At 45.5% G+C, this 21,723-nt stretch carries 17 protein-coding genes; 6 read left to right on the top strand and 11 right to left on the bottom strand.

Annotated features, from left to right (window positions below):
* Positions 1-281: 281 nt before the first annotated feature.
* Together C161_RS18480 and gyrA are read right to left on the bottom strand one after the other, a co-directional pair.
* Entirely contained in the window at positions 282-1,400 is a 1,119-nt protein-coding gene (locus C161_RS18480; RefSeq protein WP_036671891.1) for an HD-GYP domain-containing protein, read from the bottom strand.
* A gap of 222 nt (positions 1,401-1,622) precedes the next feature.
* A complete protein-coding gene (gyrA, locus tag C161_RS18475; protein WP_036671890.1) occupies positions 1,623-4,187 on the bottom strand; it encodes a DNA gyrase subunit A in 2,565 nt (854 codons plus the stop codon).
* A 427-nt stretch (positions 4,188-4,614) separates the two neighbouring features.
* On the opposite strand from gyrA, the gene C161_RS18470 reads away from it, so the two are divergent.
* Entirely contained in the window at positions 4,615-5,562 is a 948-nt protein-coding gene (locus tag C161_RS18470) for a YheC/YheD family protein (protein ID WP_036671888.1), read from the top strand.
* A gap of 93 nt (positions 5,563-5,655) precedes the next feature.
* Here the strand turns inward: C161_RS18470 and gyrB are convergent, their stop codons facing one another.
* From gyrB to C161_RS18425, 9 genes are all read right to left on the bottom strand, one after another.
* A complete protein-coding gene (gyrB, locus tag C161_RS18465) occupies positions 5,656-7,566 on the bottom strand; it encodes a DNA topoisomerase (ATP-hydrolyzing) subunit B (RefSeq protein ID WP_036611997.1) in 1,911 nt (636 codons plus the stop codon).
* A 145-nt stretch (positions 7,567-7,711) separates the two neighbouring features.
* Positions 7,712-7,960, bottom strand: a complete 249-nt coding sequence (gene remB / locus C161_RS18460) for an extracellular matrix regulator RemB (RefSeq protein ID WP_017691405.1) — start codon at positions 7,958-7,960, stop codon at positions 7,712-7,714.
* 14 nt (positions 7,961-7,974) lie between these two features.
* Entirely contained in the window at positions 7,975-9,087 is a 1,113-nt protein-coding gene (gene recF / locus C161_RS18455; RefSeq protein ID WP_017691406.1) for a DNA replication/repair protein RecF, read from the bottom strand.
* 57 nt (positions 9,088-9,144) lie between these two features.
* Positions 9,145-9,360, bottom strand: coding sequence for a S4 domain-containing protein YaaA (gene yaaA, locus C161_RS18450; RefSeq protein WP_036611994.1), 216 nt, complete (start codon positions 9,358-9,360; stop codon positions 9,145-9,147).
* A gap of 16 nt (positions 9,361-9,376) precedes the next feature.
* Positions 9,377-10,519 carry a DNA polymerase III subunit beta gene (gene dnaN, locus C161_RS18445; RefSeq protein WP_017691408.1) on the bottom strand — a complete coding sequence of 381 codons (1,143 nt, stop codon included), beginning with the start codon at positions 10,517-10,519 and terminating at the stop codon, positions 9,377-9,379.
* Between the two features lie 220 nt (positions 10,520-10,739).
* Positions 10,740-12,086: a chromosomal replication initiator protein DnaA gene (dnaA, locus tag C161_RS18440; protein WP_036611990.1), complete on the bottom strand. Its 1,347-nt coding sequence runs from the start codon at positions 12,084-12,086 to the stop codon at positions 10,740-10,742.
* Between the two features lie 870 nt (positions 12,087-12,956).
* Positions 12,957-14,504, bottom strand: a complete 1,548-nt coding sequence (gene gntK, locus C161_RS18435; protein ID WP_036671887.1) for a gluconokinase — start codon at positions 14,502-14,504, stop codon at positions 12,957-12,959.
* Positions 14,505-14,570: 66 nt separating this feature from the next.
* Complete coding sequence (locus C161_RS18430) at positions 14,571-15,932, bottom strand: GntT/GntP/DsdX family permease (protein ID WP_036671886.1); 1,362 nt, start codon at positions 15,930-15,932, stop codon at positions 14,571-14,573.
* Between the two features lie 209 nt (positions 15,933-16,141).
* A complete protein-coding gene (locus C161_RS18425; RefSeq protein WP_036671885.1) occupies positions 16,142-16,816 on the bottom strand; it encodes a GntR family transcriptional regulator in 675 nt (224 codons plus the stop codon).
* A 611-nt stretch (positions 16,817-17,427) separates the two neighbouring features.
* Between C161_RS18425 and rpmH the strand changes: the two genes are divergently transcribed.
* From rpmH to mnmE, 5 genes are all read left to right on the top strand, one after another.
* The gene (rpmH, locus tag C161_RS18420) at positions 17,428-17,562 is read left to right on the top strand and encodes a 50S ribosomal protein L34 (RefSeq protein WP_017691413.1); all 135 of its coding nucleotides are present in this window, start codon (positions 17,428-17,430) and stop codon (positions 17,560-17,562) included.
* A gap of 358 nt (positions 17,563-17,920) precedes the next feature.
* Positions 17,921-18,271, top strand: coding sequence for a ribonuclease P protein component (rnpA, locus tag C161_RS18415; protein WP_036611981.1), 351 nt, complete (start codon positions 17,921-17,923; stop codon positions 18,269-18,271).
* 75 nt (positions 18,272-18,346) lie between these two features.
* On the top strand, positions 18,347-19,225 hold the full coding sequence (locus C161_RS18410) for a YidC/Oxa1 family membrane protein insertase (protein ID WP_036671883.1): 879 nt from the start codon (positions 18,347-18,349) through the stop codon (positions 19,223-19,225).
* Complete coding sequence (gene jag / locus C161_RS18405; RefSeq protein ID WP_036611977.1) at positions 19,222-19,923, top strand: RNA-binding cell elongation regulator Jag/EloR; 702 nt, start codon at positions 19,222-19,224, stop codon at positions 19,921-19,923. Before C161_RS18410 ends, jag begins: the two co-directional genes overlap by 4 nt.
* A 210-nt stretch (positions 19,924-20,133) precedes the next feature.
* Positions 20,134-21,510, top strand: coding sequence for a tRNA uridine-5-carboxymethylaminomethyl(34) synthesis GTPase MnmE (gene mnmE / locus C161_RS18400; protein WP_036671881.1), 1,377 nt, complete (start codon positions 20,134-20,136; stop codon positions 21,508-21,510).
* Positions 21,511-21,723: the final 213 nt, after the last annotated feature.

Below are 21,723 nucleotides of genomic sequence, written 5' to 3'. Positions count from 1 at the left end.
GCAACTTTTATATCTTATCACATCCGAACCAACTTTGCAAGCTCTTTTTTTTAAGTTTCTTTCGAAGCTTATTTCATTCGCTTGCCGCACCGTGTAAACCGTGTTTTCTTGGCCGGAATTAGAATATACCATGTACAGTTATTGAATGCAAGTCTTTTTTTGATTAATTATATATCTTTCTATAATCTTTCTGTTTTTTTCTACATTTCCACATTTATCTCACGTAAAAGGCCTCTCTATAAAAGAAAGACCCTCTCATCAATTTACTTTAATATCTATTGTTATCCGATAACCTCTTGGATGTGAAGCTGCCGTTGCTGCATCAGATTAATGATGGTTCCTTCTACTGACACCATAGGCCGTGTAGGATGATCTCGATCAGAGAATACGATCTCTCCAATTTGGTTATTGCTGAGTTTCACTCGGATGCCATTATGGATCTGGGTCGACCGTTGAACAAAAACACTTACGATTGCAGGATCCAATTTCCCAAATGCCTCACTTTGGATTTGTTCTAGGACTAGGTATGGTGATTGTGCCCTGCGGTAGATCTTCTCCAGCGTCATGGCGTGGAAAATATCAGCGATAGCTACAATCTTGGCATAAATATGAATCTGCGTCCCACTAAGCTGCAACGGGTAGCCTGAACCATCCACTTTTTCATGATGCTGTAAAGCTGCAAGTCTGGCTCCCTCATTAATGGCCTTTGCCTGTTTAAGGATCTGATAACCATATTTCGTATGCTGACGAATCTCTTCCTGCTCTGTGGCCGTCAACGTGGATGGTTTATGGAGTATCTGCGGATCTACCTTGTTGTTACCAATATCATGGAACAAGCCTGCAAAAGCCACTTGCATCCAATCCTTGGAGGGGAGATCGATCCATTGAGCCAGTTGATAGGATGTGATCGCACTCAGTACGGCATGGTGATATACATAATCATGCTCTTGCATTACTCGTGGACTGAAGGTAAGCACATTATATTGTTTGAGATGTGCAAACACTGCCTCCAACTGTGTACGTAACTCATAGACCGGTAATTCAGCCGCCAGAGAGGACAGGAAAGCATTTTTGGTTAGTCCGACCATCTTCTCATACTCATCCTGCAAAGACGTTACTACAGGAGCTGTGGTGACGTTCCCTGTCTTCCCTGCCCGTTCACCATTGTTGTCATTGGCAGAACTTCCTACTGACACAGATGCACCTTTGGTTCCTGTACTACTCGACACCGTTCTTTCTTGTTCAATATCTACCTGTTGAATCATAAAAGCTCTGAGCACTTCCATATCCTTGGGTAAAATGACTTTTCCCTTCTGAAGCAGAACGTTGCCGCGAAGTGTTTGCACATCACTCCCAAGTTTGAGTCCTGGTTTGACTTCTGACAGGGTGATTAATCCCATGTGTATTCCCCTCACTCATCGTTCTTCTATGTTAATACAAACAAGACCATAGTCCCGGTTTTTCATGATATTTCCCATTATATTACTCAGGAATCAGGCTGTACATCCCAGATTCGGAAGAATAAAAGAAGAGATTCCTTTATACAAACAAAAGGGCTCCCCGTGGGAGCCCTCGCAATCTTCTGCCAATCTCAAAGAGATCAGTCTTTATAAAATTCTATTTTATGCTTCCGAACCGGAATCGTCGTCGCCCTCAACTTCATTAACCTCAGCGTCAGAAACGGTGCCTTCTTCCAAGCTTACTACCGGAGCTTGGGACTCCTCGCCTTCCAAGCCTTCAAGCGACTCATCGTCTGGTTCCTCTTCATTTTTGTCAATTCGGCTGACTGTAGCTACTGAATCCTCGTCACGAATATGAATCAGCTTCACACCCTGCGTGTATCGACCCATAGTGGATATGCCTTCCATGCTCATCCGGATCAACGTACCGCTGGACGTGATAATCATCAGATCCTCTTCGGTTTTAACCATTTTGAGGCTGACTACTGAGCCGTTCTTCTCTGTGACATTAATAGTCTTGATCCCTTTACCGCCACGAGTCTGCATCCGATAATCACTGACAGGTGTACGTTTACCGTAACCTTTGGCTGTAACGATCAGAACATCAAGCTCTTTATCAACTACATCCATGCCGATAACAGCATCCTGTTCATCCAATGTAATCCCTTTGACCCCGGTTGCGCTACGTCCCATGGAACGTACATTACCTTCCGAGAATCGAATAGACATTCCGTGAGCTGTACCCATGATGATCTCTTGCAATCCATCGGTCAGCTTAACATCGATCAGAACGTCATCATCACGTAAGGAAATACCGATCAAGCCGCCTTTGCGGATATTGGTGTAATCCTCAAGTGGCGTCTTCTTCACAACCCCTTGGCGGGTAGCAAAGAACAAATATCTGTCACTTTCGAATTCCTGGACCGGAATTACGGCATTGACCGATTCGCCCTGCTCGATCTGGATCAGGTTGATAATCGGCGTTCCCCGAGCGGTACGTCCAAGCTCTGGAATCTCGTAAGCTTTGAGACGGTACACTTTACCTTTGTCAGTGAAGAACATGAGGTAATTGTGGGAGTTGGTCACAAACAGATGCTCGACAAAGTCGGTATCTTTCGTATCCATACCCACGACTCCACGTCCACCACGTTTCTGGCTGCGGTATGTGGATACCGGCAGACGTTTCACGTAGCCTGTATGAGTAATCGTAATGATAACCTCTTCACGTGGAATCAGGTCCTCATCCAGAATACTCTCTTCACCTACAGTGATCTCCGTACGACGATCATCGCTGAAGCGGTCGCGGATCTCTTGCAGCTCCGTACTGATAATCTCAAGCACCAGATGCTCATTGGCCAGAATTTCGCGATACTCTCTGATTTTGACCATAAGTTCGTTATATTCATTTTCAATACGTTCGCGTTCCAGACCTGTGAGTCGTTGCAAACGCATATCGAGAATAGCTTGAGCCTGATCATGACTGAGTGAGAAGCGCTCAATCAAACCTTCTCTTGCTGCATCCGCATTACTGGATGAACGAATCAACGTAATAATCTCGTCGATATGATCCAGCGCAATACGTAAACCTTCTAGAATGTGTGCACGAGCTTCAGCCTTTTTCAGTTCAAACTGCGTACGTCTGCGAATAACCTCAATCTGATGCTGCAGATAGTGATACAACACTTCACGCAAGTTCAGAATTTTAGGTTCTTTATTAACAATCGCAAGCATGTTAATCCCGAAAGTGGATTGCATCGATGTATGTTTGTACAGGTTGTTCAGGACAACCCCCGGATTCACGTCTCTGCGAAGTTCAATTACAACCCGCATACCATTACGGTCAGACTCATCACGAAGGTCAGTAATACCATCAATCTTTTTATCACGTACCAACTCGGCGATTTTCTCAACGAGTCTCGCCTTGTTTACCTGATAAGGCAACTCTGTAACGATAATTCGTGCCTTGTTGTTATTCTCTTCGATGTTGGTTTTAGCCCGCATCGTTACTGAACCACGTCCGGTTTGATACGCCTGGCGAATGCCTGAACGGCCCAAAATGTAGCCGGACGTAGGGAAGTCTGGTCCTTGAATGTAATCCATGAGTTCCATGGATGTAATGTCCGGATTTTGAATCATGGCCTGTACACCATCAATGACCTCACCCAGGTTATGAGGAGGAATATTGGTAGCCATACCTACCGCGATCCCACCGACCCCATTGACAAGCAAGTTAGGAAAACGAGCAGGCAGAACGATTGGCTCATGTTCTTCACCGTCATAGTTTGGTTGGAAATCAATCGTATCCTTGTTGATATCTCTGAGCATTTCCATAGCAATCTTGGACAAACGTGCTTCGGTATAACGCATGGCTGCTGCCATATCACCATCGACCGATCCAAAGTTACCATGTCCATCTACATGCATATAACGCAGGGAGAAATCCTGTGCCATCCGTACCATCGTCTCGTAAACAGCAGAGTCACCGTGTGGGTGATACTTACCGATAACTTCGCCGACGATTCTGGCTGATTTTTTATGTGGTTTATCGGGTGTCATGCCGAGCTCTGACATCGCGTACAGAATACGCCGGTGAACCGGCTTCAATCCATCACGCACGTCAGGTAAGGCACGGCTAACGATGATGCTCATCGCATAATCCATAAACGATTCACGCATCTCGACGCCTATATCCCGATCTGTAATCTGAGAGTTCATTTCTTCCGCCATGCTGGACCTCCTTCTTGTCCTTCAACAAACGTTCCATTCCGTCATGCAAAAAAATTGATTATATGTGAAAAGCCTAACAAGGCTAAAACCGCGCAAGAACGCTACTCTTTATTATATTACTTTCACAAAAGTTACACAATTAAACGTCCGCTGGGCAATAGCCTTTCTTCCGGGAACTTCTGCGTGTCTGGGGATACGCCCTGCCTTCCTCCCCAATTGCACATACAATGCTAGAAAAACGGCATATGTACTGTGCCTACCGAGGCTAAAGCCATTCCCGTCCTACGATCAAACTGCAAATTGTGCAGCTCATCGCACAAAACGCCATATTTCTCTATTATACCACTGAAATCGTCTCTTGTCCTTTGATTTCTCCGTGTCTGGTCCCTCTTTAGAACTGAACAAAACATGAAAGGACTGATGAATCTTGGGTATCCAACGCGTCTCCAGCAAATGGGCCAAAACAGCCGTGTTACAACGCAGTCGCATTGTGAATGAATATATCCCAGTGACCCGAAAATATAGCCGTCAAACTCTGGAACGAATGACTGAATTATTTGAGTCCAACTATATCAAACCGGACCGTGGCACTTACGGTAATGGCGTTATGCGGGTGAGAACAACCCGTTTATACGAACCTGTTGTTAATTCCGAAGATTCCACCACAGATGCAGAGGTTTCGGAAGAAACCAATGATCGAAACTTGGCTGATGAACCCGAAGCAAGTGCTGTTATCTCCAGAGCTACCTATCTCACAACAACATATCATCTCCAATACGGTACAGAGGAGAGATCATATCATTCCCTGGACGAACTCGAACGAGCACTGAATGATCGTATTCAGGAACGTGAATATATCATTCAACAGGGAATCTCGCTGATGAAGCATGAAAATTTGCCTTTTGACTTGCGTGTGTTAACTCAGAAAAATCTGCAACACAACTGGGAAACAACAGGTGTTCTGGGACGTGTTGCTGCCCCTGGTAAAATCATCACCAACATTCATGGCGGTGGGCGATTGGCCACGTTTGAAGAACTTGTACTCCCCCAACTTCACCAGGATGGCTTCAAAAAACTTCGCACTGAGCTGTACCGCTTAGGTATTCATACCGCTGTGCAATTGCAAACATCATTTCCAAGACTCAAAGAGATTGGTATTGATATTGCGCTAGACGAAGCAGGGCGTCCCTGGATTCTTGAAGTCAACACACTGCCAGGCATTTACGCCTTTGGCTTATTACCGGACAAAGAGGCGTACCGGAAGATCAAACGTTATGCGATTGCGTACGGTCGTTTGCCCTCCAAAAAGGGTAAGAGCTCCCGGCCATCCCCTAAAGCACAGGCTTCATCTGCCAAAAAACGTGTACGCAGATAACAAAGGGATATGGAGATTTAAGTATACGCCTTCCCTGTTCCATACCTTCCCTAATATAAAAAAGGCGCCCTCTCAGGCGCCTCTTCGAATATGTTAAATGTCGAGGTTTTTCACGTATTTTGCATTTTCTTGGATAAAGTCACGACGCGGTTCAACGTTATCCCCCATCAGGGTGTCAAACATGGTATCAGCAAGTATGGCATCATTAATCGATACTTGCATCATGGTCCGGCTCTCCGGATCCATCGTCGTTTCCCACAATTGTCCGGCATTCATCTCGCCAAGACCTTTGTAACGCTGAACGTTGAATTTCGCATTTTCGCCGAGCGTTGCAATAATTTCATCGCGCTCTCTCTCGGAACCGGCATAACGAATCACTTTGTTACGCTCAATCTTGAACAATGGCGGTTGTGCAATATATACATAACCTGCCTCAATGATTTTACGCATGTACCGATACAGGAATGTCAGCAATAGTGTTCGGATATGAGCACCATCGACATCGGCATCGGTCATCAAAATGATTTTGTGATAACGGGCTTTGGCAATATCGAAGTCATCACCAATACCTGTACCCATCGCCGTAATAATTGCTCTAATCTCGGCATTACCCAAGATCCGGTCCAGACGCGCTTTTTCCACGTTCAAAATCTTACCACGCAACGGCAAAATCGCTTGGAAATGACGATCCCGGCCTTGCTTCGCTGATCCGCCTGCAGAGTCACCTTCGACGATGTACAATTCACTAATTGAAGCATCCTTGGATGAACAGTCTGCCAGTTTACCTGGAAGTGAGCTTACTTCGAGTGCACCTTTACGACGTGTCAGTTCACGGGCTTTACGGGCAGCTTCACGCGCACGTGCTGCTTGCAGCCCTTTTTCCAAAATGCGACGGGATACGGAAGGATTCTCTTCCAGAAACTCCTGAAGTTTCTCGGCAAACAAGGATTCGACAATACCACGCACTTCGCTGTTGCCCAGCTTGGTCTTCGTCTGTCCTTCAAATTGTGGTTCCGGAATCTTGACCGAAATAATGGCCGTCAAACCTTCACGCACGTCATCTCCGGAAAGGTTCCCCGTGCTGTCCTTGATTACACCCGCCTTACGAGCATAGTCGTTGATGATCCGTGTAAGGGCACTCTTGAAACCTGATTCGTGCGTTCCGCCCTCATGCGTGTTGATATTGTTCGCGAAGGAATAGATATTCTCGGTGTAGTTGTCATTGTATTGCAGGGCAACTTCCACCTGAATGTTATCTCTGGAACCTTCGACGTAAATTGGATTCTCATGCAGGACTTCGCGCTTCTGGTTCAGGTAGGAGACGTATTCGATAATGCCGCCTTCGTACATGAACGAGTTGGTTGCACCTGTACGCTCATCCGTCAATGTAAGACCGATGCCCTTGTTCAGGAATGCCAGCTCACGAATCCGGGCAAGCAAGATGTCATATTCGAACACTCTTGTTTCCGTGAAAATTTCAGGATCTGGATGGAATCTAACCGTTGTTCCTGTTTCGTCGGTTGTACCGATCACTTTCAGGTCATACTGTGGAGCTCCACGGCGATATTCCTGTTGATAGATATGTCCCTCACGTTTAACCGTTACAACCACTTTTTCAGAGAGTGCATTCACAACGGACACACCAACACCATGCAAACCACCGGATACTTTATATCCGCCGCCGCCAAATTTTCCCCCTGCATGGAGGACAGTCATAACTACCTCAAGTGCAGGACGTTTCATTTTGGTATGTTCGCCGACAGGAATACCCCGTCCGTTATCGACTACAGTCACGCTATTGTCTTCATGGATACTGACCTCAATGTGGTCGCAGTAACCTGCAAGCGCTTCGTCAATACTGTTGTCCACTACTTCCCAGACCAGATGATGCAGGCCCTTGGAACTGGTGGAACCGATATACATGCCCGGACGCTTCCGCACGGCTTCCAATCCTTCAAGGACCTGAATTTCATTCGCATCATATGACGGTTGATTCATAGACATGCCTTTCACCTACTTCTATAGATTCAATATCGTAAATATGCGTTAACTAATAATTGTTTGCTGAAATAGGCAACGTCCTTCATTTCAGCAGCTATTCAAATTTAAAGACAAGCAGCAAAAGAGACATCTTTTATGCCACACAACGCTAGAGATCCGGAAAAATGTGAGCCCGCTTTTTCAGCGTGGCTGAGGAAATAGGCGAGTAGTACACAATGTTTTTGGTCACCACAATGGACTTGGCTTCCTCTTCGCCGATGTGTTCCACTGTTTTTTCCTGCTCGGCATGCGTGACATACTGCTTGGAGATCTTTGAGGATTTTTCAATCGATATATCAAAAATAGCGACCAATTCGGAAGAACGGATGATCTTCTCACCGCCCAGATGAATGTACATAAGCCCCTCACTCCTTAGCGTTCAACCTGTCCGGCATGAACGTGATAAATACTGGCATCTTTGAGCTTGTCAACGTTCAGGCTCTCGATCCCCGTAGCCGTAATAAAGGTTTGCACCTTGCTCTGGAACGTTTCGATCAGCTGCGTCTGGCGAAAAGGGTCCAGCTCGGACAGAACATCATCCAGCAACAGAACTGGATATTCTCCGATTTCTTCATGAATCAGTTCAATTTCCGCAAGTTTAAGGGACAACGCCGTTGTGCGCTGCTGCCCCTGCGAGCCATATGTTTGTACTTCCCGATCGTTAATGAAAAAGGACAGGTCATCCCGATGCGGCCCACTAAGGGTTGTGCCTCGGCGAATCTCCTGCTCTTTCATTTGTGATAATTTTATCATAAATTGGTCCATTAAGACAGCTTCATCTTCCTCAGCGGCTTCGCTGAAGGAAGGAAGGTAGGCCAGCCGTAAGACTTCTCCGCCTCCGGTGATCCCCTGATGAATCGTTTCTGCCCACTTTTGCAGTTTCTTTATGAATTGTTTCCTTTTTTTGACGATTTTAACACCATGCTCGACCAGTTGTTCGTTCCACACCTCAAGCATGGTCTGGGCCGATGCCCCTTTTCCCCATAACTGCTTAAGCAAATTATTTCGTTGGACAAGCACTTTTTGGTATTGCTGCAGGTGGTACAGGTAGCCAGGTGCAACCTGTCCAATCTCCATGTCAAGAAACCGGCGGCGGACCCCCGGTGTGCCTTTTACAATTTCCAGATCCTCCGGTGCAAACATCACCACATTGAGCGCTCCGACAAAATCACTTAACTTGCGCTGCTCCAGGCCGTTAATCTTTGCTTTTTTGCCTTGTTGCGACAAAGATAGTTCAAGCTTGACCGATCCGTACTTTTTGTCGACCTCTGCTGCAAGTCTGGCACGTTCCTCACCGAAACGGATTAACTCCTTATCACGGGATGTACGGTGGCTCTTGGTGAGTGCAAGTACAAAAATCGCCTCTGCAAGATTGGTCTTGCCTTGGGCATTTTGCCCGATCAACAAGTTTACGGGACCAAAAGAATCCAGTCTCAGATGTTCATAATTGCGGAAATTCTGCAGATCAATGCTGTTCACAAACACGCGGTAACCTCCCTTTTATCCCGTCCGTCAGGAGGCAGCAGGATCGAACTGGTCTTCTTATTCTGCAGCAACTTCGAATGTGCCTTCTCCGTCCACTTCAACGATATCCCCAGGGTATAACTTACGTCCCCGGCGTTCCTCAGGCTCTTTATTCACACGTACAAGTCCTTCCTGAAGCAGAGCTTTGGCCATACCTCCAGTTGGGATGCAATCAGCCAGTTTCAAAAATTGATCAAGCTTAATATATTCCGTACGAATCGTAACTTGGTTCACTATGATCTTCCTTTCGTTAGTTGGTCGTCCGATATGGCAATATCACGTAAAGGCTGTGACTGTCATCCAGCGGTTTCAAGATAATTGGACTCATGACTCCTGTAAAAGCAATCATCAGTTGCTCACTTTCAACAACTTTCAGCACATCCAGCATGTATTTGGAGTTGAACGAGATTTTTAACGGATCTCCTGTAAACTCGGCAGGTTCGATTTCTTCTCTTACTTTACCTAGCTCGGAAGAGCTTGAAGAAATTTCAACGGATCCCGAATCCATCGTTTGCATACGCACGATGTTTGTTTTCTCTTCACGCGACAGCAAATAAGCCCGGTCAATGGATTCACTTAATTTTTTTGTATCTAAAACAAGTTCTGTTTTGTATGACGTTGGAATAATTCTAGAAGTATCCGGATATGTTCCGTCCAAAATACGGGAGTAGAACAATACACGGTCGATTTTGAACAGGACCTGGTTATCTGCAACAACGATATCCACAAGGGTATTTTGATCCGGAACAATTTTGCTGAGCTCGTTCAGCGTTTTACCGGAAATGACTACGTTGTTGAAGCGGATACCCTCTGCATTATCCAGCATTGCTGATCGAGTAGCAAGACGGTGACGGTCTGTTGCCACAAATTTCAATTCGTTATCACCCAAACTCCAGAGTACACCTGTCAAGATTGGAGTAGTCTCATGTGTGGAAATGGAGAAGACCGTTTGTTTGATCATATTTTTCAGCAAATCTCCTGGAATGGAGACGGTTTGGTTTTCTTCGATGCTTGGCAGTACCGGGAATTCTTCCGGATCCAGACCTACCAGTTGAATTTCGGTAGCACCTGCGGAGATAAAGGTGTTGAAGTTCTCTTTGACTTCCATGTGCACTTCCTGTGATGGCAGCTTTTTGATGATCTCCACAAAAAACTTGGCTGGCAAAACTACACTGCCGGGTTGATCTACCTGAACTACGCTTTTATCTCCATCTTCAAGCGGGATGAAGGATTGAATGGATATATCGGTGTCACTTGCTGTCAACGTTACACCTTGATGATTGACGTCGAATTTAATACCGCTCAGGATCGGAATCGTCGTACGGCTCGAGATCGCTTTGGATACTTGCTGTATGGAATCGTTTAAGTAGTTTTTCATTATGCTGATTTTCATGGTTTCACTCCTAGCTGTTTTTTTGGGTGTTGGGGTGTTAAAAGGTGTTTTTCAAAGGCCGAAGGCTAAGCTCCGAAATGGCTATTTTGGAGATGATATCTTTAAGATCTTTTTAGTAATAATAGTAATAGGGGCACTGAATATGTGGATAAGTGGGTATAAACCCGTACACCCAAGCCTATCCACATGTGTATACGTTGTGCATAGGCTTGGGACTTGTTCAGGTTGGATTCTTTATTTTTTCGGTTAAGTTGTTGATAACTTTATAGAGATCCTGATCGTTTTTAATCGCTTGGGAGATTTTTTCGTGAGCATGTATGACAGTGGTGTGATCTCGTCCTCCGAATGCTTCCCCAATTTTGGGCAGAGAAAAGTCTGTCAGTTCACGAGAGAGATACATGGCAATCTGTCTTGGAAAAGCAACTGCCTTGGTCCGTTTCCGTGCTTTGAAATCTTCAAGCTTAAGGCTATAATACTCGCCGACCTTTTGTTGGATGTCATGAATAGTGATCATTTTGGGACGACTGGAAGGAATAATATCCTTCAGTGCTTCAGCTGCCAGATGAGTGGTTACATCTTGATTAGTCAGTGAAGAATAAGCAACGACCCGAATCAGGGCGCCCTCCAGTTCACGGATGTTGGTGTCAATCTGGTTGGCAATGTACATCATCGCTTCATTCGGAATATCCAAGTTTTCCGCACGTGCCTTTTTCCGCAAAATTGCGATCCTTGTCTCCAAATCTGGAGGCTGGATATCCGTGATTAACCCCCATTCAAAGCGAGAACGAAGCCGTTCTTCCAGTGTCGGAATTTCCTTCGGTGGTCTGTCGCTGGAGATGATAATCTGCTTCCGTTCCTCATGCAGCGCATTAAACGTATGGAAAAATTCCTCTTGTGTTGATTCTTTTCCCGCCAAGAACTGAATATCATCAATGAGCAAAATGTCGACGCTCCGGTATTTGTTACGGAAGCTCTCCCCGCGGTTGTCACGGATCGAGTTAATGAATTCGTTCGTGAATTTCTCAGACGACAAATAAACGACTTTGCTGCCCGGATCATGCTCCAGAACATAATGTCCGATCGCATGCATCAAGTGAGTTTTACCGAGACCTACTCCTCCATACAGAAAGAGAGGATTGTAAGCTTTGGCGGGCGCTTCAGCGACCGCCAGCGATGCGGCATGGGCAAAACGGTTGCCCGGCCCGATGACAAATGTATCGAACGTATATTTCGGATTCAGCATGCTGAGTACGGCTTCTTCCTGTACAACTGTAGGCGTTGGAGCCGGCAGTTGCGGGTCCGGTTCAGCAGGCTTGTTCTCTTCGATGACAAATTTCACATCGACTTGCTTGCCAAGCAACTCGTATACCGTCGAGCCAACCAATTTGGTGTAACGGCTCTCCAGCCATTCGACGGCAAACGTGGTTGGTGCGGAAATGACGATTGAACGGTCATTCAGCTTGGTGGCTTTGGTTGCTTTGAACCAGGTGTCAAAGCTGGGTTTGCTGAGTTTGTTTTGTATGATTGATAAAATTTGCTGCCATAAATCAGAAGTATGGCTGTCCACAGACTGTCACTCCTTTTACATGTTCCAAGTGTGGCTTAAGCCATGATGCAGTGTCGAAATACGAGATATATTGTTGAATTTATCCCCAAACCCCCGCAGGTCGAAAACAAAAAAAGTATGAACAACGGAAAATTGTTCACAACTTTATCCACAGGCTGTTGATAATATTATGGGTCAGATCACATATTCACATCCAAAAGTAATACAATCATAGCAAAAGAAACCCCGCATTTCAACGTATCGCGTGATTTTATCCACAAATTCAATAACTTGTGTATAATTTTTAGTCACAACACAATATATTGTTTATAAACTGTTTAATTTTCGACAGAATGACCCAAAAACCAAAAATGTCTTATACACAGGTTATCCGTCAAATGATGCCAAATTGTGTGTAAAAGTATTCTTCGTTTGTGAATAACCTGTCTGTGGATAACCGTGAAGTGAAAACAAAGCATGATTGAGATCAGAAAAAGAGTGACCTCTCACCCTCGCGTTTTTCTTGCCAATGGGGCGATGATGAAAGCGACGAATTCAGTGTCTGGATGGATATGGAGAGGGGAGTAAACTCATGCTTTTAATTGAACAAGATCAGTGGTGTATTTTCTGAGCAGATGGTAATTCTGTGATGGCAATGTATAAGAATAATGGACATAGATGACTTCATTTTGAGACATATGTAATGAGAATTATCAGGATCAAGAGGTAAGCTGATGCTCGAATATGGAGGTTGAATTGTATGAATGTATAATATGAAATCAAAGGATAGATTATGCGTGTATAGCAAAAGAGGGTGTCCTCTAAAACCGATTTTTGGTTTTAGAGGACACCCTCTTTTTTTGGTGTAGGGACGAAGTATGGATTGATGATTTAGAGACGGGGAAGGGACATCTTACGCTGGAATTCAGCGATATCTGCGTATTCCTCTTCCAGTTTGCGAGAGATCCGAATAAAGATGGGCAGCAGCTCTTGGTAGAGTACAGCATTCTCTTTGACAGGGGTATGCCGATGCGTTGTACCGACCATGGAAGAAACGGCATGAAGCGATTGGATCCGCCCTGTAGCGTACAAACCAAGCACGACGGCACCCAGACAGGAACTTTCGAAGCTCTCGGGTACAACCACTTCCTGATTGAAGATATCAGACATCATCTGGCGCCAGAGAGGAGAGCGTGCAAACCCACCGGTGGCTTGAATGGAGGTAGGTTGCCCAATCTGTTCTTCCATGGCGAGCAGTACCGTATATAGGTTGAAAATAACCCCTTCCAGGACAGCACGAATCATATGCTCTTTCTGGTGATGGAGTGTTAAGCCAAAAAAGGAGCCACGGGCATCCGGATTCCATAAAGGGGCACGTTCGCCCGAAAGGTACGGATGGAACAGAAGCCCTTCCGATCCCGGCCGGACACGTTCGGCAATTTTGGTCAGTACATCATAGGAATTGATACCAAGTCGCTTCGCTGTCTCCACTTCAGACGCGGCGAATTCATCCCGTACCCAACGAAACAGCATGCCGCCGTTATTCACAGGTCCACCAATGACCCAAAGATTCTCTGTGAGGGCATAACAGAAGGTTCGACCTTTGGGATCGGTAACTGGACGGTCCACGACAGTGCGAATGGCCCCGCTGGTTCCGATGGTTGCTGCGACAACACCAGGTTCAATGGCGTTCACGCCGAGATTGGATAAAACCCCATCACTTGCGCCAATAACAAAGGGCGTGGAGGGGGAGAGGGCCATTTTTTCAGCCGATTCGTGATTCATTCCTTCTAATATATGTGTTGTAGGTACGAGCTTCGAGAGATGGTCGGGTGTAATGCCTGCAACCTCAAGGGCCTCTGCGTCCCAGTCCAGTTGTTCCAGATTGAGCAAACCTGTGCAGGAAGCGATGGAATGGTCGACGACATATTGTCCGAATAGACGGAAGAACAGATATTCTTTAATCGAAATAAATTTGGCGGTGCTCTCAAAAAGTTCAGGTTCATCGTGGCGCAGCCACATTAATTTGGTCAGCGGTGACATGGGATGGATCGGTGTACCTGTGCGCAGATAGATGCGATGGCCCAATCCATTCTCTTGCAGCTTGGCAGACCAAGCTGCACTTCGATTATCCGCCCAGGTGATGCAACGGGTTAAGGGTTTATTATCCTGTCCCATGGCAATGACACTATGCATAGCCGAGCTGCAGGATACAAACAGGATCTGCTCGGCAGCAACACCACTCTGATCCATGACTCCTCGTACAGAGCGGAGGGCCGCCTGTACAATCTCTTCAGGGTCCTGCTCGGCAACATCGGGTGCCGGGGTATACAAAGGGTATTCCTGCGTTGAGGTACTGATGACGGAGCCCTGCTCGGTAAATAACACGGATTTGGTACTGGTGGTACCAATATCGATCCCAATCATATAGTTGTTCATGTATTTAATCCTTCTTTCTCCAGAAAGCGATAAGATTTTAATTTCTTTCTACTATAGATACTCCATTTATACCACTGTACTCAGGAGCAAAATAAAGATCAGTCCCACTACAGATAATAGTGTTTCCATAACGGTCCACGTTTTCAATGTCTGGGAAACGCTCATATTAAAGAATTCTTTGATCATCCAGAATCCCGCATCGTTTACATGAGACAAGATGAGTGACCCCGCACCTGTGGCGAGTACAACCAGCTCAATATTGGCCCCTGGTGTGAGTGCAAGCACTGGAGCGACAATACCGGCGGCTGTTGTCATGGCTACGGTTGCTGAACCGGTAGCTACACGAATGAGCCCAGCGACAAGCCAGGCAAACAGGATTACGTTGATGTTGGCATGGGTAGCGACTTCAGCAATCGCGTTACCCACACCACTATTGATCAATACCTGTTTGAAGGCACCGCCTCCACCAATAATGAGAATGATGGTCGCCGTAGGCGCCAGACACTCACTGGTGAAACGGGAAATATCATGTTTGGTGAATCCACGTGCAAAGCCGAGTGAAAAGAGGGCAAATACAACTGAAATGAGCAAAGCAATGATCTCATGACCGATAAATTCACTGAAAACGGTGAAGCCGCTCGTGGCATTTGGGTCAATGATGCTTGCTATGGAACCAATTAGCATCAAAATAACCGGCAGCAATATGGTAAACAGGGTAATACCAAACCCAGGCATGTTGCTGTTTGTTTTGGTTGCGAATTGTTCAGCCAGTTCTGCTGGCGGTTCGGTGTGTATTCTTTTACCAATAAATTTACCAAACAAAGGACCTGCAATAATCGCTGTAGGAATACCAACAATAAGGGAGTACAAAATGGTTTTACCCAGATCCGCGCTGAAGGCTTCAATCGCTATCATTGGCGCCGGGTGTGGTGGAACCAAACCGTGTACAGTCGACAGACCCGCCAAAATGGGAATACCAATCTGCAGCAAAGACATGTTGGTTTTACGTGCAACGGTGAAAATGATGGGGATCATCAAAATCACGCCGACTTCGAAGAAAACAGGAATACCAACGATAAATCCAACAATCATCATGGCCCAGTGCACACGTTTCACACCGAACCGATCAACCAATGTAGTTGCAATGCGCTCGGCACCGCCAGATTCGGCCATCATCTTACCAAGCATTGTACCGAGAGCAATAACAATTGCGATGGTTCCAAGTGTGCCGCCAAGTCCCCCGGTAATGGAAGAGATCACATCAGCAGGTTTCATGCCTGTAAGCAAACCGAGCATTAATGCGGACAACAGCAGGGTGATAAAGGGATTCCATTTATACTTGGAGATCAAAACGATCAGAAAAACGATCGCAATTAACGTCCAAACCAATAGTGTTGCGTTGTGGGATAGTCCAAAAAGAGTGCTCATGATGTTGTGTGCTCCTTTATTTCTGATATAGAACGCTTACAAGTGAAATTATCGTCAACAATTAATTGTGTACCAGTACTACAGAAGGTGTTGGCGAAAAATGTAGTTTTATCATGCCCAAATTTGAAACAAAATCGCATTTTGTATACTTGTCGACAAGTTAAGCCGCAATCATTCACGACGGATATGATTGCAAACATCTGCACCCATTAGGAATCAAAGCTTTCGTGCAGGGTTTTTCCAGAATCTTGGAAATACGTGCGGACTCCAGCCTGAATGAGCATCTTGTCACCTGATTCAAGTGCTTCAACAAGCAAAAGGTGTTTCTCAATTACAGCGCTTACTTTCTGCTCGCCTTGAACAAATACTCTACGCGTTGTGAGCAGCATAACGGTCATCACAACATATCGAATACTCTTCCAAAGATGTGAAATACGGGAATGATGAGCAGCTTCAATGATGGTTTCGTGGAAAACGAGATCCTGATAGGCGAATTCGACGGCGTCCTGATGTCGTCCAGCAAGTTGCATTTTGTCGATCACGTTACGCAGCTGGGTGATTAATGATTCTGGGACATCACCAGCAAGTCGCTGCTGCACAAAACTTTCAATCAGGAAACGGACATCATACAATTCTTCGACATCCTTGATTCGTAGTCCAATGACAACGACACCCATACGTTCAAGTCGAATAAGTCCTTCATTGGACAATGTTCGTAACGCTTCACGAACAGGTGAACGACTGCTGTCAAAATCAGCCGCAATTCGATTTTCCGACAAAATCTCTCCAGGTCGAAGGGTACCGCTGATGATCCGCAGCCTTAATTCGCAGGCAATGGCTTCACCACGGGAAGCCCCTTGAAGCCAGGAAGAAGGAAATAACATATGGCTAACGCTCCTATTAATAAGTAATCAGTTCATTACTGATCATAGCATAACTATTTTGCGGACTGGACATTCAGTTCAATCCATAGTCTGTAGCTACAAGCTAACGGTTAATGTTCTTTTCAAAGGACTACTAAATGCGGGTAAGTAAATCAGCTCCATCCATATACTTGTATACAAGATGTGATTTTTATCCTACACCTTTCTCAAAAGCTTGTAAACCTTAATTGAAGCGGATACAACTGGATTAGAATATGACGATATTAATAGCCTATAATCATTATCCACATGTGAATAACTTCAAACAGGATGGAATGAAGGAGATAACAGGTATTGAAGGGTGTGGATAACTATAAAGCTGAAATATGGTGATCTGATCGGGGTCTGGGGATAACTTTCAGGACTCTCTTCGGGGCTTGATATTGGTATTGAAGTGAACGGACTGTGGTCATTACTATGGGTGGGATGAAGAGTGTATATAAAAGAGGGAGAAGCCTTGCGCCATGCAGTTGACTTTTCCAGGTGATCATGGTTAAATATATAAAGGTGTTTTCTGTGAAGATGAAAGTGATTCATCACATAAGTATTTCCTTGTGAGGAGGTGCAATACATTGAGACCTACATTCAAACCGAACGTTAGCAAACGTAAAAAAGTTCATGGTTTCCGGAAAAGAATGAGCACGAGCAACGGCCGTAAAATTTTGGCCGCACGTCGCCTTAAAGGCCGTAAAAACCTGAGTGCTTAATGCATTGAAGACCACCGAGGTGGTCTTTTTTTTCTTAATTAGCTCAAATCAGACTGGATGCTGCTACAGATCAGGTCTGAATGGTCTGCGAAAAAGTGCTGAACACACACGAATGTATGTTGAGTGAGTTTTCCATTTTTCGAAAACTTACCTTATATAATGATGAATCGTTGATAGGTTTAAATGGCCAATCAACATTCATCCCGGATGAATGCGGATCAGTTCAAGTAGCTGATTAACAATCATCCCAAATGAAGTTGTCGCCAAGGCGGTTTACCGTCATTCAAGAAAGCCTATACTAAATCAGTAATGAGGCCTCCGTCAATAACATTGGTGGAGAAGAGCAAGGAGAAGCGCCGTGTATAAAAGACTGCGTCTACGAAACCGGGCGGACTTTAGTCGCGTATACCGGTATGGGAAATCGTTTGCCAATCATCAATTCGTGGTGTATGGCTGTCGCCGTAAAGATACGGAACAATTTCGGGTCGGCGTATCATGCAGCAAGAAAATCGGAAACGCTGTCGTACGCAACCGGATGAGACGCATGATCAAGGAAATTGTTCGTCATCATGAGCATGAGATCGTCACGCAGATGGATCTGATTTTTATCGTCAGAAAAGGTGCACTGGACATGCCCTATAAGGAAATGGAAAAAAGCCTGCTACATGCGATGCGAAAGGGCTCTCTTTTGAAGTCGAGCAAGCGGTAAGCTTCGGTTTATTTGTCCTCCTAATTATGGTATGATTTTACGATGGAATGGAATGGTTAAGAGAGGGGTTATGAAGTGTCGCGATTGAAGACATCAAAGGGGAAGTGGATTCTCCTCATTGCAGTCATTGCAATGGTCACTGTACTCGCCGGATGTACTCCACAAGGAGCCGGGGTTACTACGGAAGATCTGAAGAATAGTGGCTCATTCTGGCAAAGCAATGTTGTGTACTGGTTCTCACTGGCGCTGGATACATTCGCCAACTGGTTTAACGGTGAATATGGACTGGCCGTCCTCGTGATGGTGCTTATTGTACGGACATTGATTTTACCACTAACAATGAAACAAGTCCGTAGCTCCAAAGCTATGCAGGCGATTCAGCCGCAGCTGAAGGAGATTCAAGCCAAGTTTAAAGATACACCTGAGAAAGTTCAGCAAGAAACAATGAAGTTGTTCCAGGAGAACAAAGTTAATCCGATGGCCGGTTGTCTGCCACTTATCATTCAGATGCCGATTTACATCGCACTTTATAACTCAATTTACGGAAACTCCAGTCTGAGAACGCATGATTTCTTGTGGCTCCAGCTCGGATCACCCGATCACCTGTTTATTTTGCCAGTGCTGGCTGCCATCACAACATTCATTCAAACATGGATGATGATGCGTATGAACCCTGCACAGCAAGTGGGTCCGATGCAGTTTATGCTGTGGGTGTACCCGATTTTGATCTTCGTGATGTCTTATCAGTTCCCGTCAGCACTTCCGCTGTACTGGTTCTACAGTAACATCTACACGATCGTGCAAAACTATTTCCTTTACCGGAATAATGATAAAATCGTGGCTGAGGTCAACGTGAAGCAGAATAGCTCTTCCAAAAATGGAGCTAAACGCAAAAACGGTGGCAAAGCGACCGTCTCTGGAAAAGGGTCGAAAGGGGCCAAAAAATCGAAATGACCAAAGTCATTACGTCAGGAAAAACCGTTGAAGATGCTGTAAACCAAGGATTGACCGAGCTTGGCGTAAGTCGGGACAAGGTCGAGATACAAGTGTTAGAGCAGCCGTCAAAAGGATTCCTGGGTTTGTTCGGGGTGAGGGCGGCCAAAGTTGAAGTGAAATTATTGCCTGTACCGGAAGTTGTTCCACAGCCGATCAAGCCAGCTGCATACAAATCTGAAGTGGATGCATTACTCGAGGATGTTGCAGCTAAAAATCCCTATGAAGAAGCGGCTGCTTTCTTGAAAGAGGTCGCAGCAGGTATGGGACTGGATGTTGAAGTGCATATCAAAAAACAGCGGGATGGACATATCTTCAATATTGCCGGCGAAGATCTGGGCATGATTATTGGCAGACGTGGACAGACGCTGGATGCGCTTCAGTATCTAACGAACATTGTAGCGAACCGATATTCGGAAAGCTTCGTTCGAATTGTGCTTGACGCGGAGAATTTCCGTCAACGTCGGCGGAAGACACTGGAGGATCTGGCTGAACGGTTGGCTGGACAAGCAATCCGTACCGGTAAGGAAGTTGTACTGGAACCAATGCCTCCGCTCGAACGAAAAGTCATCCATGCAAAACTGCAAAATCACCCGCAGATTAAGACGTTAAGTAAGGGCGAGGAGCCTAATCGGCGTGTGGTTATTACGACGAAATAACACGAAATTGAAGACGCAATGGCTTCCTGCCCGGTGCAGAAGCCATTGCTTTTTTCGTACAGAAGCAATTTGATAAGGTGCGTAGAACAAGTAAAGAGTGGACTTAATACGATAAGCAACATGTCATATGATATATCATTAATAGATTTGAAAATGGATATGGCGTCCCCAGAGGGACGGCAATTTAAAATAGAGCAAGGAGAGATAACTATGATCAGTGATACGATCACAGCGATATCAACGGCTGTCGGAGAGGCGGGTATCGCCGTGATCCGGGTCAGCGGCCCGGAAGCAGTGTCGGAGACGGAAAAGATTTTTCGCAGCAAAACCCCTTTAACTCAGGCAGCATCTCACACGGTTCATTATGGTCATATCATAGATCCCGTTAATGGGGAAAAGATTGAGGAAGTATTGGTTACGGTCATGCGAGCACCGCGCTCGTTCACAACAGAAGATGTCGTGGAGATTAGTGCGCATGGCGGTGTGGTGTCCGTAAAACGGGTCATGGACCTCCTATTGCAGCTTGATATTCGTCTGGCTGAACCCGGTGAGTTCACGAAGCGTGCTTTCCTTAATGGGCGGATTGACCTGTCTCAGGCGGAAGGTGTCATGGATCTTATTCGTTCCAAATCGGACCGGGCTTTCTCGGTTGCATTGAAACAGGTTGAAGGCAAGTTGTCCTCCAAATTGCGTGATCTACGATATACATTGGTGGAAACACTGGCTCATATTGAAGTGAATATCGATTATCCCGAGCATGATGTGGAGTCGTTAACGTCTGATTTTATTAAAGAAAAGTCCAGTCAGGTTATGACTGAAATTGATAAATTGCTGACTACAGCAGAGCAAGGTAAGATCCTGCGAGAAGGTATCACGACGGCTATTGTTGGACGACCTAACGTAGGTAAATCCTCATTAATGAATACACTTGCGCAAGACAACCGGGCCATCGTCACGGACATTCCAGGAACAACTCGTGATGTGATCGAGGAGTTCATTACGATCAATAATATCCCACTGAAATTGCTGGATACGGCAGGAATCCGGGAAACAATGGACGTTGTAGAGAAGATTGGGGTAGAACGCTCTCGTTCTGCGGTAAGTGAAGCCGATCTGATCTTGATGGTTGTGAATGCTGCGGAGCCACTTCATCCCGATGAGATTGAATTATTGGAACAAATCCGCGGTAGACAATCGATAATCATTATGAATAAAATGGACTTAACGCCACAGGTAGAACGTGACGTGTTGCTTCGTTACATTCCGGAAGAACGGCTTGTACCGATGTCGGTGAAAGATGATCTGGGTGTGGATCGACTGGAAGATGCCATCTCTACACTATTCTTCAGTGGTAAACTGGAGTCAGCAGATCTGACCTATGTCAGTAATGTGCGTCATATTGCTTTGCTCAAAAAAGCGAAGCAGTCCCTGGTGGATGCCTATGAAGCAGCAGAGCAGTTCATTCCGATCGATATGATTCAGATTGATGTTCGTTTGGCGTGGGAGCATTTGGGCGAGATTGTTGGAGATACAGCACATGATGCATTAATTGATCAGATTTTCTCCCAGTTCTGTCTAGGAAAGTAAAAATAATATACTGCCGATTGAGTTAAATCGTAGTGTATGATGGAGAGGTACAATTTCTGCCTGTTGTCAAAGGATAGAATGATATTGTAGCCATTACGTGTTGGTTTCATATAGATAGGAATGCAAGTTCCGATGAACGGTTAGAAGTAGTTTCATTAATTTAGAACATGATCCGTCTGCGTGAGTTACACCAAATGCAGCGGAATAAGGAGG

The organism is Paenibacillus sp. FSL R5-192, assembly GCF_000517845.1.
GTDB lineage: Bacteria > Bacillota > Bacilli > Paenibacillales > Paenibacillaceae > Paenibacillus > Paenibacillus amylolyticus.
This window is presented reverse-complemented; position numbering and strand designations above follow the sequence as displayed.

Coding starts and splice junctions, on each gene's coding strand:
- C161_RS18480 (WP_036671891.1), bottom strand. CDS start 1,400: ATGGGATTAATCACCCTGTCAGAAGTCAAACCAGGACTCAAACTTGGG.
- gyrA (WP_036671890.1), bottom strand. CDS start 4,187: ATGGCGGAAGAAATGAACTCTCAGATTACAGATCGGGATATAGGCGTC.
- gyrB (WP_036611997.1), bottom strand. CDS start 7,566: ATGTCTATGAATCAACCGTCATATGATGCGAATGAAATTCAGGTCCTT.
- remB (WP_017691405.1), bottom strand. CDS start 7,960: ATGTACATTCATCTGGGCGGTGAGAAGATCATCCGTTCTTCCGAATTG.
- dnaN (WP_017691408.1), bottom strand. CDS start 10,519: ATGAAAATCAGCATAATGAAAAACTACTTAAACGATTCCATACAGCAA.
- gntK (WP_036671887.1), bottom strand. CDS start 14,504: ATGAACAACTATATGATTGGGATCGATATTGGTACCACCAGTACCAAA.
- C161_RS18430 (WP_036671886.1), bottom strand. CDS start 15,932: ATGAGCACTCTTTTTGGACTATCCCACAACGCAACACTATTGGTTTGG.
- C161_RS18425 (WP_036671885.1), bottom strand. CDS start 16,816: ATGTTATTTCCTTCTTCCTGGCTTCAAGGGGCTTCCCGTGGTGAAGCC.
- jag (WP_036611977.1), top strand. CDS start 19,222: ATGACCAAAGTCATTACGTCAGGAAAAACCGTTGAAGATGCTGTAAAC.
- mnmE (WP_036671881.1), top strand. CDS start 20,134: ATGATCAGTGATACGATCACAGCGATATCAACGGCTGTCGGAGAGGCG.